Origin of the sequence: Streptomyces boncukensis (assembly GCF_011045075.1) — a bacterium.
GTDB classification, from domain to species: domain Bacteria; phylum Actinomycetota; class Actinomycetes; order Streptomycetales; family Streptomycetaceae; genus Streptomyces; species Streptomyces boncukensis.
The window spans coordinates 1-11,345 of the sequence record NZ_JAAKZZ010000228.1; the positions used below are offsets into that span (position 1 = coordinate 1).

An 11,345-nucleotide genomic window follows, 5' to 3' on the forward strand; every position below is an offset into this window, starting at 1 on the left:
CCCCCTGATTCCCAAGCTCAGAGCGCGGGTTCGATTCCCGTCGCCCGCTCCATACAAAGTTCCAGGTCAGAGCCGCTTTCCCGGTCGAACGGGGAGCGGCTTTCTTCGTGCCAGCGCCCGCCGTGCGATGAGCGTGTGACAGCCGCACGCGACGCTCCATCAGCGAGGCACGGCGTACGCACCAGCAGGATGTGCGCGGGCGCTGGGTTGTGGTGGTCTCGGCCACCACCTGGAGGAAGCACGTGAGCCGCACTCGCCGGGACTTCGGCTTCATCCGCAAGCTGCCGTCCGGCCGCTTTCAGGCGTCGTATCTCGCCCCGGACGGAACCCGCCGCAACGCCGACCGGACGTTCCGCACCAAGACCGAGGCGTCCGCCTGGCTGGCCGACGTGCGCGCCCGCCTGGACAAGGGCGACTGGCACGGCCCGACGGCAGGCCAGATCACGCCGGCGGAGTGGGTCGAGACGTATGTGACGACGAACAAGCGACGCGGTGCAGACGCTGCGCGGCGCCCTGTCATGTGACTCCCCGCAGACCCGCGTGCGGGCGGCCCTGGGTCTCTTGAACTCCCTGCTGACCGTTCGCGACACCGTTGACCTCGAGGAGCGGCCCGACGACTTCGAGGCGGAGCGCCTGCATCAGATCGTTCCTATCGCCGCCGAGGTTTCGCGCCGTACAGGGGAGCCGCCGGTGACGGACGCGGAGGAGATCCTTACCCGTCACAGTCGATCGTGAATTGCCGACCGGTTGCCCGGCACCGCGAGCGGACCGTCCCCTCGGGGGAACGGGCCGCTCGCAGCGATTCTCCCGCGAGGCTGCGCGGGTACGGTTCCCGTGGACCGCGAATCCGCGAGCAGAGCGCTGGAGACCGGGTATGCCGCACGATCTTGAAGAACAGGAAGCGATCGGGAGGCGCATCAAGCGTCAGCGCCTCATCATCGGCATGGCGCAGGCGGACTTGGCCGCAGCGATCGGCAAATCCCAGGGCTGGCTGTCGAAGGTGGAGTCCGGCCGCATCGAGCTGGACCGCGCGAGTCTGATCAGCCGTATCGCAGCGGCGCTGCACTGCCACGTCAACGACCTGATCGCCCGCCCCTACGTCCACGACGTGTCAGAGGACCAGTGGCAGGACGCAGCGGCATCCATCCTGCGCGAGCTGCGCCGCTTCGATCTCACGCCCGTCTTCGACGGCACCCCGCGCCCGAGCGGCCAGCTCTGGGACAGCGTGAAGCGCCTGCACCGGATGCGGGACACCGCCGCGAACACGGCGATCCTGCGGGAGATGCCAGACCTCCTACGGGAAGCGCGCGCTCTGGCCGAGGTCTCCACCGGCCGAGAGCGCGAGGAAGCGTTCGCCGTCTACACCGTGTGCTGCAAAGCGACGCACACGGCGGCTCACGCACTGGGCCACCCTGAGCTGATCGCCCTGGCGTGCGAGCGGGCCATGTGGTCAGCTCGGCTGTCCGGCGACCCGTTGATGCCCGCCGTGGCCGACTACATGCGGATCTGGGACATGTGGGCAACCGCCGACTGGGACGACGCCATGGTCCTGGCCAACCGCGCCTTGGGCTCCATCGAGGAGTACGCCGAGCAGGATGACCAGCTCGCTCTGCGCATGTGGGGAATCCTGCAACTGCGCGCGGCAGTCTCGGCAGCTCGCGGTGGCGACGTGCCCGAGTCCAACGCACGCATCGAGCAGGCTGCCGAGACGGCGCGCAGAATCGACCGTTACGACGGGCCGCCCGGCTTCGACCGACAATCGGTCACCTTCAGCGCTGGCAACGTGACGATCCACGGCATCGCGACCGCCCTGGAGGCTGGGGACCATGTCCGCTCGCTCGAACTGAACGACCAGGCAGACCCAGCACAGATCGACGCGCTACCCAACTCCCGCCGAGGCAACCACCACATGGACATGGCCAGGGCATGGCTGTGGAACGGCGACCGGCACACGGCCCTGACGGAGCTGCGCAAGGCCGAAGGTCTGGCCCCCCAGCTCGTGCGGAACCACCCGATCGCCCGCGCGACCCTGCGCCGGATCGTCTATGCCGAACGAGCCTCCACACGGGAGCAGTTGAGGGGCATGTCGAACCGATTTCATCTGGACGACCAGCGCGTATTCCCCTGATTCATAATCGGCCGTAGCGGCGTCCCTACCGTCAGCAACATGACGGATGGACGCCGCACCCCGCAGGACACCAACCGCCGCCGAGCCCTGGCCGACGCCGCCGCTGGACTCGGCTGGACTCCCCAGCGCGGCGACCTCGCACAGGACACGCGGGACAACAGCGTGGGGGTCGTCGTCGCACTGCCTGACGACACCGGCACCAGCGTCTACCAGTTGCGCCCGCAGGGCGGCGGCCGGGGCTGGAGCGCACCGCTGGAGGCGCTCCGGCCGCACCCGGACACCACCGACGACATAAGCCTGACCCTCGAAGAGGCGGTCATGCCCCGCCCGCCCGACGCACGCAAGGGTGGGCCCCGGTGAACGGTCCCAAGACCCCCTTGATCGAAGTGGAGCGGCTGACGCCGCCGCAGCGGGCTGGTGCCTCCTGCCTCCGCTGCGCCGGACCCGACCCGTGCAAGCCCCGTCAGGAGCGACGGTGAGCGCCGGGGGCGGGGTGCGGTCGCGCGAGGCCGTACACGGCGACGTGAACCTGGCGCTGGTCCTCGCCGAGCGCCACCCGGGCGCGGAGGCCGGAGCGTGGGTGCTGGGCCGCCTGCGTGCGGACGTCGCCGCGCTGCTCCCCGATGCCGAGAAGGCCGCCGGGCAACCTGCGGTGGAGCGGCGGAAGGTTGGGCTGTCGTCCGTCGCGTTCGCCCGCAGGCTCCTCGTTCACGGGGCGGCGCCGACCCGCCCACCGCCGGGATCGGCACAGGCGGGACGTCGGCGTCCCGGGATACCCGAACACGGCGTTCACAGAGGTGAGTGGAGATGAGCAGCAGGCATGCGATCCCGCGCCAGAGCCCCACAGGAGTGCTGGGTGCGCTATGGGCGGTTGGCTCCGGCGCTGTCCTGGCGCTCCTGGGTGTGCTGGCAGCGGACAGTGCCGACGCACACACCAGCGTCCGGGCCCCGGCACCGGACACGGTGCCGGACCAGCCGTCCGGCGAGGCCACCTCGGCGTGATGACGCTGCGGTGCATCGCTTGCAGCTGCGCGGTCATCAGGGTGAGGGGCTTGCCGCAGTGCACTGGCTGCGCCCGCACCTTCGCCCGCGACCCCGCAGCCCGCCGCGCGCTGGTCCTGGCTCAGGTCCATGAAGTCATCCAGCGCCGCACACAGCGATCGTGATCAACCGCACGAACACCGACAACAGGAGGAGAAGAGGATGACAGACCTACTCGAACACACCACCATCCCCGACACCGCGCTGCGGGACCCGAAGGCGCTCCTCAACGCCGTCCGGCCCCACGTCCGGGAGTGCACGTACAACGTGCTCGAATCCCCCGGATCGGCGGACTGCGACCTGTGGGAGCGGGAGATCCGCCTGCTGATGCGGGACCACGTCATGGTGCGCGACATGGCCGAACGCATCCTCGGCAACGCCGTGATGTACCTGCTCACCGCCATGGAACGACCCGATGTACACCTCGGCGTCGGCAAGACCGTGGACATCGGCGTCCACCAGCTCATCCTGGACTCCCCGGTCTACTTCGCGCTGTGCGAGGCGTACAACCGAGGCCGCTACAAGCACCACGCCCCGCTGATCGAGCGCCGACGCGACGGAACGGTGTTGCGCACCGCCGACGTGATCCGCGCTAACGGCTTCGACGCTGACGGAGAGCTGTGGGCCATGGACGGCGCGGACTGCTCCCCGTGCGACGACAAGGCCCCCGACAGCCACTAGAACAGCGATACCGTCTTCTCCCTCGCCCGCTCCCTCCGCCGGGCGGGGAGAAGTCCCGAATCAGCAAAGGACTCCCGTTGGCCGCCGAGCACAACACCGACCACGAACGCGAAGTGTGGGACGCCTACGCGAACTCCGAGCACGTACGCGCTGATGTCTTCGACGCGGAACCCGTCTTCCGCTGGACCCAGTACCGAGGGCACGGTCCCGGGCCGGAACTCCTCGGAGACCCCGGCAGCGCACTGGAAATCGGCTGCGGGACCGGCCGCGCCGTGGCCTGGCTCGCGCAGCACGGCGTCAAGGCGGTCGGGGTGGATCTGTCTCCCGCGATGGTGGGCAACATCCGGGCCGCCTGGGGCACGACCGGGGCCCGTTTCGAGTGCGCCGAAGTCCTCGGCTTCCTGGACGGCTGCGGGGAGACGTTCGACGCGGTCTACTCGAACTTCGGCGCCGCCTGGTTCACCGACCCCCGGCGCCTGTTCCCCCTCGTCCACCGAGTGCTGAACCCGGGTGGCACGTTCGTCTTCTCCCAGCCCCCCGCCATCCCCGGCGCCTACGGCCCGCAGGGCATGTACAAGGGCGGCTTCGCCGGCCCGGCCCGCTTCACCTACCGCTACAGCTACGAGCCTCACCAGTGGGAGCGGTTCCTGCTCGACGCCGGGTTCAGCCACGCCACGGCGTACGTGCTCGACGCCCCCACCGAGGGCCACATCGGCACCCTTCTGGTACGCGCCACCCGATAAGAAAGACCAGCTCACGGGGGCCGCATTCATGCGACCCGCGTGCGATTGACGTGCGATGGGGAGGGGCAGCATGGGGCCACACGAGACCATTCGAGGCCACCGACAACTACAGTGTTTGCGCAGGTCACGAGCCCGAAGGCAGCTCTGACCAGGCAACTTGTCATGAGCGGGTGAGGTCTTCCCAAGCTCAGAGCGCGGGTTCGATTCCCGTCGCCCGCTCAGACAGAAACCCCCAGGTCACAGGGCCCGGGGGTTCTTTGCTGTTCGAATGCTCACTCGGCGCGTGCCAGATCCGTGCCAGATGCCTGGCGGGCGCGGCGCACGACATCATCGAGTCCTGCCGCGACCTCCCGCTGCCGCTCATCGTCCGAATGCTGGTAGATCAGCGCCGCCTTCTCGGAGGATCACGCCATGGTAGCGACGTGATCCTTCATGATCACTTCATATTCGATGGGAGTCAGGCGGCCGAGGCCGGCCTGGCGCCTATGTCGGTGATAGGTCCTCTCGATCCAGGTCACGATCGCGATGCGGAGCTCTTCGCGAGTGGCCCAGGAGCGCCTGTTGGGACATTCTTCTGCTGCAGCGAGAAGAAACCCTCCATAGCGGCATTGGCCCCGGCCGAACCAACCCGCTCTTCGAGTAACCCACGATGCGCCGCGACCACGCGTCCTTGACCGCGCAGAGGTACAGCTTCCCTTCGGCGGTGGGATGTTCGGTGATGTCGGTGAGCCTCAGCTCATCCGGCCCGTCCGCCGCGAGATGCCGCTGTACGAGGTCGTCGTGGACAGGCGGCCCGGGCCTGCCCTTCTTGCCGTTCCTCTTCTTGCCGAAGACGCTCCACCAGCCGTTGTCCCGGCACACCCGCCACACGGTCCGGTCCGAAGCCTCATGGCCGGCGATGCGGGCCTGGCCGGCGAGGAAGCGGTAGCCGAACTCCGGGTCGTCGCGGTGCGCGTCGAACAATACATTCGCCAGGTACGCCTCTTCGTGCCCTACCGGGGTCCGGGCGTCTACACCATCCCCGGCCAGGACGGCTCCGTGACCGTCACCGTGTACGGGATCGGCTGAGCACCCTCGGCGACTCACACGGCCCGGCCCGAAAGACGTTGGGCTCCGGCAACTCCCACGCGTCCTCCCGGGGAAACCGAGGGCGCCTGCCAGTTCCGCCAGACCTGGTTCGCGGGAGCCAGAAGGCACCACTCCGGCGAACCCAGGCGGGTTCGTGCCGCGCGGGCTTGAGACGTTCGCCCGATCACCCCCTGCTCGTGGCTCGCTGAGGGGTGCACAGCGCCCGTCAGGGGCGACTGCCGTGCCACCGGCCGCCAGGGATCGTTGCCTGTGTGTGACTGACAGGACTGACAGGACTGACGTGTGGGCGGAGCACGGGGGCTCGGGCGGATCGGCCGGGGCCGGGGTCGAGGGGGCGCCGGGCCAGTGCGGCCCGGGTTCCGGGGGGTGGTCCCCGCGGGGCGTCCGGGTGCCGTCCGCCGTGGTGTTCGACTGTGATGGGCTGCTGGCTGACAGCGAGCCTCTGTGGGCGGCGGCGCGGGCGGCGCAGTACACGCGCCGAGGGCTGGATTTCGGCCCTGATGAGAGGGACGCGCTGCTGGGGCGGCAGACACAGGAGATCGCGGCGATCATGGCGGGGCATTTCGGCGAACCGGGGCGCGAGGGCGAGATCGAGAACGAACTCCTCGCTGATGGACTGGAGCGGCTCAGCCACAGTGTCCGCCCCATGCCGGGAGCGGTCGCGCTCGTCACGCAGGCGGCGCGTGCCGTCCCGGTGGCGGTTGCCAGCAACGCCCCGCGGCTCGTGCTGGATGCCACGTTGGAGGCGATCGGACTGGCCGGAAGGTTCGATGCGACGGTCGCGACCGACGAGGTGGCTCGCCCCAAACCCGCCCCCGACGTCTATCTGTCCGCGTGCCGGCACCTCGGTGTCGAGCCCCCCTCGACCCTGGCGTTCGAGGATTCTCCTGTCGGCGTACGGTCCGCGAACGCCGCCGGACTGCCGACCGTTGTGGTGGGGGCGACAGAGGTGGAGACGACGAGCCCTCGGGTGGACGACCTTACGGACAGCGGCTTGGTGTCCTGGGTCGCCTCTTGGCTCGGGCCGTAGGCAGCGGGCCACCCCACCCCCACCACGCAACAGAGAGTGCTTGTCATGCTACTCTTAGTGCATGCGAGGAGTGGTCATCACCGGCGTGTCCCGGGGGCTGGGGGAAGCCTTCTTCAGGACGCTGGAGGAGGAGCAGGCGCGGCTCTTCGCCATTGGACGCTCGTTCACAGACCGCCAGTTCACTCAGGCCCAGCACGGCGGCCAGGTGGTGCTCCACCACGCCGACCTCAATGACCTGTCCCAGTTGCCTTCTGCCTCGGACCTTGCTGACTTCCTGGCAGGAGCGGACGACGCGGTGCTCATCCACAACGCAGGCTTCCTCGACCCGTTCGGAGCGATCGGCCACCTCGACCCGGACCAGTTGGAATCCGCCCTGCGGGTCAACCTCCTGGCTCCTATGGCGCTCACCGACACCTTCACGGCCGCCGTCGAGCAGACCGGCCCCGCGCGCGTGCGCGTGCTGTACGTCTCCTCCGGCGCCGCCCGCCGCGTGATCGGAGGGCTGGCCGCCTACTGCACCACCAAGGCCGGAGCGGAGATGTACTTCGCCGCGCTGGCCGAGCAGATGCGCGCGGATCGGCGCTGGGAAGTGCACTGCCTCAACCCTGGAATCATGCCCACACGCATGCTCGACCAGCTCGGCAGCGTCCCCGACGCCGCCTACTTCCCCCAGCGGGACACGTACCGCGCGCTGTCCGGCGACGCCGGCCTGCCCGCCCCCTCCTACGTCGCCCAACGGCTTCTGCGCTACGTACTGGCATGACCCCGGGACGCCTCCGGGGGCGAAGAGAAGAGATGTGATGGGTCTCGACTATCTGAGGACTGACACCGACCGCACTCAGAACGTCAGCCTCGGACGCATCGCCGTCCGCGAGACGCTGGGCTGCCTGACGAACCTGGCCCTGGGCGCCCGCTACGGCCAGGGCGTGAACAAGCTGTCCCTGCCGTACTGGATGCTCCGCGCCCACATCGGCGCGGCCCGCACGCCTCTGGACAGCGAACACCAGCGCGTCATGACCCTGGAGACGCCCCGCGGACCGGCGCATGTCTGTGTACGCGAGAACCAGAGCGACCTGCTCATCCTGTGGCAGGTCTTCCTCCAGCGGTTCTACGAACTCGACTGCATGTACGCCTGCGCGCCGGTCGACCGCCTCGACACGGTCATCGACCTCGGCGGCAATACCGGCCTGTCCGCCGCCTACCTGGCCGCCCGCTACCGGCCCAGCACCCTGGTCGTCGCCGAACCCATCCCCGAGAACCTCGCGGTGCTGCGCCGCAACGCCGCCCTCTCCGACACCCCCTGGACGATTGTCCCCAACGCCCTGGCAGGTGAGCGAGGCCGCCTCGCATTCGCGGTGAGCGGCATGTGGTGCAACTGCACCTCCGTCGACGCCGTCGCGGACCTGCGCAGGTCACGGCCGTACCGCCTGGAGAACACCATGGAGCGGCCCAGCATCACCGTCGATGCCATCACCATGGACGACCTCCTCGAACAGAACGGAATCGAGCACGTCGACCTCCTGAAGGTCGACACCGAGGGCGGCGAGGCCGACACGTTCGCCCGCCCCCAGCCGTGGATGGCCAAGGTCGACCGGATCGTCGTGGAGATCCACGACAAGTACATCGACGGCGCGGTCGTCCGGCGCACCCTCGCCGAAGCGGGGTTCCGGCAGATCCCCGCACGCCGCGCCGAGCCCGACAGCCCCAACCCCCTGGAGCTGTACGCCCGAGCCTGAAGGGCGTCCTGACGGGCCTGGCGGTGTGGTCGTCAGCGCAGGGAGTACCCGCCGTCGATGAGGAGTTCCGTACCGCAGCAGTAGGCCGACTCCGGTCCCAGCAGATACAGCACGGCGGCAGCGATCTCGTCCACGCGGCCGAAACGGTTCACGACGTTCATCCGCTGCCACTCTTCCAGCCACCCCTCCTTCTGCTCCCCTACGCGGGTCAGCATCGGCGTCTGTGTGTATCCGGGGGACACCGCGTTCACGGTGACGCCGCGTGGCCCCCACTCGGCAGCCAGCGAGCGCGTCAGCCCCACCACGGCGGCCTTCGAGGTGTTGTAGACCGCCTGCCGCTGCGGGACGTTCACCACCCAGTTTCCCGACATCGAGGCGATGTTCACGATACGCCCGTGGCCGTGTTCGAGAAGGCGCCGCCCGAATTCCCGCGAGGCCAGGAACAGCCCCCTGAGATTCACCGACATCACGTGATCGAACACTTCGGCCGACGTCTCCTCGCCGGGCAGGTCCTCCTGCGCGACCCCGGCACAGTTCACCAGGTCAACAGGTCCGTCCGCGAGGGAGTACACCCGCTCCGTGGCAGCGATGACGGATTCCTCCTCCGTCATCTCCACGTTGATGTACCGGGCGCCTCCGGTATCTTCCGCAGGAGGAATCCGATCCAGGGCGAACACAGTCGCCCCTTCTTGAGCGAGCATCCGGCAAATTCCCAGGCCGATGCCACCGCTCGCTCCTGTCACAGCAACAGAATGGTCTTCGAAACGCACTGGTATGACCTTTCCCAAGGGGCCGGCGATGGTGCAGGGAAGATTCGACGCCGGTTTCAGCACTCCAGGAGTGTCGTCCGACGCGGACGCGTGGGCCGCACCTCGCGGCAGTCCGCCGATGCTGGGGGCATCGGCCGTCCGCGATACCGATACAGCCCGGCTCCGGCGGCAGGGACAGTCGCGATAGTGGGCACCGCGCCGATCGGATGACCGCGGACATGGCTACCCCTGCGCCCACGGAGAAGATTCGAGGACACGGGGAAGGTCACCCCATCGAGTAGCAGCCGTTGCCGAGCAACCGGACCGACTGGATCTACGCGGGACGCCCCTGACCTTCGGGAGGGGGTGCGCTCCCGGCTGAGGCCGAGTACCGACAGCCGGGAGATGACGACGTCGTCCCCTACAGCCCAGTTGCTCGGAGCTGCTCTCGGTGAAGCGCGTGGTGAGTGCGACCGCTCCAGGCTCTCCTTGGCAAGGCCGGGGTGGAGTTCGACTTCACACCGTTCCACCGTCCAGCCGGCCAGGAGCTCCGAGCGTTCAAGGACCTCCGCTGTCAGCGAGCGGACTGCCTGCTCAGCGAACTCCAGTTCCGGAAGCCGATCCGAGCGGCAAGCTCTCGTTGGCCGACGCTGTGTCCTACCGGGAGTTGTGGGTGTTGTCCCGGCGGGTTATGCCGCGACGGAGTGAAGCGTCCGCCGCTACGCACGCAAGGCCGAGCACTTCCTCGCCTTCGCCGGCATAGCCTCGCAGGGGTCCTGACGAGAGTGGTGGGCTCGACCTGGTCAGCGGGCGGTGTCGTGCACGAGGGCGCGGGGTCGCGGGACGCGGTCAGCCGCGCAGCCGCGCAGTCGCACGCGATAAACCCGGCGACGTCGGCGATCATCCCCGGGATACTGGTCGCCCATGGATGAGGTCAAAGTCGTCGTCGCCCATTCCGAGCGCGCGACCCTGCGCGTCGGCGACCTGTTCCTGAAGGCGGACGCCGATCAGGCGCGCATCGACGTCGAGGTCGAGGCGATGTCCCTCGCGCCGGTCCCCACTCCGGAGGTCCTGTGGCGCAAGCCGCCCGTGCTCGCGATCGCCGCACTCCCGGGGACAGCGCTCGGCCGCCTCGGTGAGCCGTCGACCGCGTCCCCGGCGGCGTGGGCCGCGGCGGGTGCCGCCATCCGGAAGTTGCACGAGGCGCCGTTGCCGCCCTGGCCCGGCCGGCGCCGCCGGGATCCCGACGAGTTGGCGGCGGAACTCGACGGCGAGTGCGAGTTGCTCGTGACGAACGGCGTCCTGCCCACCGACCTGGTCACCCGCAACCGCCAGGTCGCCGAGGCCGCGATCCGGCCGTGGACTCCGGTGTTCACGCACGGCGACCTGCAGATCGAGCACGTCTTCGTCGACGGCGACGAGGTCACCGGCATCATCGACTGGTCCGAAGCGGGCCCGGGTGATGCCCTGTTCGACCTCGCTACCTTCACGCTCGGACACGAGGAGCACCTCGGCGACGTCATCGCCGGTTATGGCACCGATGTCGACGTCGACGTGATCCGAGCGTGGTGGTCGTTGCGAAGCCTGCTGGGGGTTCGCTGGCTGGTCGAGCACGGCTTCGACGCGTTCGCGCCGGGCTGTGAGGTCGACGTGCTGAGATCCCGGATGTGAGGCGGCGTGGGCCCGACCGCCACGAGTGCGCTCTGACGCATCGAGCAAGCCCTCTCCTGGGGCGCATCATCTGCCCTGACTCCGTGGTCATAGCCGCGGTCGGCGTGCAGATACCGGGGGCGGCGCAGTGGCTGGGCGGACGGGCGCCGGTGGCGGGCTGGCCGACCCCGACGACAAGCCGCTGCTGACCGGGATGCGCTGGTGTATGCCTTGGGTCGTGGCCTGGGCGTGGCCCGCCCGAGGGCCGGCATGCACCGCACCGGCCATGTTCGTGGTGCAGCTCGTCTCCGCCGGACACGATCCCGGCCAGGCGGAAGAATGGACGGCCCGCTGCGGCCCCGCATGGACCGGTGCCGATCCGGCGGCCGTCGATGCGTTCGCCCGCACCACCGTGCGCATGATGCACCGGCCGCTCCGGTCACTTTCTGTCACCTCCACCTCGGCGATCCACTCGCCCCGCTCCGCCCCGCCCCGCTC

At 69.2% G+C, this 11,345-nt stretch carries 13 protein-coding genes and 3 pseudogenes; 13 read left to right on the forward strand and 3 right to left on the reverse strand.

Annotation, left to right across the window (positions count from 1 at the left end):
- The first annotated feature begins 242 nt into the window (after positions 1 to 242).
- The 8 genes from G5C65_RS20825 (at position 243) to G5C65_RS20860 (ending at position 4,593) form a co-directional block, all read left to right on the forward strand.
- Positions 243 to 524, forward strand: a complete 282-nt coding sequence (locus G5C65_RS20825) for a hypothetical protein (RefSeq protein ID WP_165300404.1) — start codon at positions 243 to 245, stop codon at positions 522 to 524.
- 37 nt (positions 525 to 561) lie between these two features.
- A complete protein-coding gene (locus G5C65_RS20830; protein WP_165300405.1) occupies positions 562 to 735 on the forward strand; it encodes a hypothetical protein in 174 nt (57 codons plus the stop codon).
- A 139-nt stretch (positions 736 to 874) separates the two neighbouring features.
- The gene (locus tag G5C65_RS20835; protein WP_165300406.1) at positions 875 to 2,128 is read left to right on the forward strand and encodes a helix-turn-helix domain-containing protein; all 1,254 of its coding nucleotides are present in this window, start codon (positions 875 to 877) and stop codon (positions 2,126 to 2,128) included.
- A 39-nt stretch (positions 2,129 to 2,167) separates the two neighbouring features.
- Entirely contained in the window at positions 2,168 to 2,488 is a 321-nt protein-coding gene (locus tag G5C65_RS20840; protein WP_165300407.1) for a hypothetical protein, read from the forward strand.
- 115 nt (positions 2,489 to 2,603) lie between these two features.
- Positions 2,604 to 2,939: a hypothetical protein gene (locus tag G5C65_RS20845; RefSeq protein WP_165300408.1), complete on the forward strand. Its 336-nt coding sequence runs from the start codon at positions 2,604 to 2,606 to the stop codon at positions 2,937 to 2,939.
- Positions 2,936 to 3,130: a hypothetical protein gene (locus tag G5C65_RS20850; protein ID WP_165300409.1), complete on the forward strand. Its 195-nt coding sequence runs from the start codon at positions 2,936 to 2,938 to the stop codon at positions 3,128 to 3,130. Before G5C65_RS20845 ends, G5C65_RS20850 begins: the two co-directional genes overlap by 4 nt.
- 201 nt (positions 3,131 to 3,331) lie before the next feature.
- Positions 3,332 to 3,850 (forward strand): hypothetical protein, encoded by a 519-nt coding sequence (locus tag G5C65_RS20855; protein WP_165300410.1) that lies wholly within the window; start codon positions 3,332 to 3,334, stop codon positions 3,848 to 3,850.
- Positions 3,851 to 3,927: 77 nt separating this feature from the next.
- A complete protein-coding gene (locus G5C65_RS20860; protein WP_165300411.1) occupies positions 3,928 to 4,593 on the forward strand; it encodes a class I SAM-dependent methyltransferase in 666 nt (221 codons plus the stop codon).
- 272 nt (positions 4,594 to 4,865) lie between these two features.
- Here G5C65_RS20860 and G5C65_RS39405 read toward each other — a convergent pair.
- Positions 4,866 to 4,997, reverse strand: a pseudogene (locus tag G5C65_RS39405) (tyrosine-type recombinase/integrase); the annotation flags it as partial.
- A pseudogene (locus G5C65_RS40800) lies at positions 4,998 to 5,577 on the reverse strand (transposase family protein); the annotation flags it as partial.
- Positions 5,578 to 6,082: 505 nt separating this feature from the next.
- Between G5C65_RS40800 and G5C65_RS20870 the strand changes: the two are divergent.
- From G5C65_RS20870 to G5C65_RS20880, 3 genes are all read left to right on the forward strand, one after another.
- Positions 6,083 to 6,712: an HAD-IA family hydrolase gene (locus tag G5C65_RS20870; RefSeq protein ID WP_165300413.1), complete on the forward strand. Its 630-nt coding sequence runs from the start codon at positions 6,083 to 6,085 to the stop codon at positions 6,710 to 6,712.
- A 61-nt stretch (positions 6,713 to 6,773) separates the two neighbouring features.
- Complete coding sequence (locus G5C65_RS20875) at positions 6,774 to 7,475, forward strand: SDR family NAD(P)-dependent oxidoreductase (protein ID WP_165300414.1); 702 nt, start codon at positions 6,774 to 6,776, stop codon at positions 7,473 to 7,475.
- Between the two features lie 37 nt (positions 7,476 to 7,512).
- Positions 7,513 to 8,448 carry an FkbM family methyltransferase gene (locus tag G5C65_RS20880; protein ID WP_165300415.1) on the forward strand — a complete coding sequence of 312 codons (936 nt, stop codon included), beginning with the start codon at positions 7,513 to 7,515 and terminating at the stop codon, positions 8,446 to 8,448.
- A 32-nt stretch (positions 8,449 to 8,480) separates the two neighbouring features.
- Here the strand turns inward: G5C65_RS20880 and G5C65_RS20885 are convergent, their stop codons facing one another.
- Complete coding sequence (locus tag G5C65_RS20885; RefSeq protein ID WP_165300416.1) at positions 8,481 to 9,218, reverse strand: SDR family oxidoreductase; 738 nt, start codon at positions 9,216 to 9,218, stop codon at positions 8,481 to 8,483.
- Positions 9,219 to 10,121: 903 nt separating this feature from the next.
- Between G5C65_RS20885 and G5C65_RS20890 the strand changes: the two genes are divergently transcribed.
- Together G5C65_RS20890 and G5C65_RS38640 are read left to right on the forward strand one after the other, a co-directional pair.
- Complete coding sequence (locus tag G5C65_RS20890) at positions 10,122 to 10,868, forward strand: phosphotransferase family protein (protein ID WP_165300417.1); 747 nt, start codon at positions 10,122 to 10,124, stop codon at positions 10,866 to 10,868.
- Between the two features lie 127 nt (positions 10,869 to 10,995).
- Positions 10,996 to 11,345 (forward strand): annotated as a pseudogene (locus G5C65_RS38640) (hypothetical protein); the annotation flags it as partial.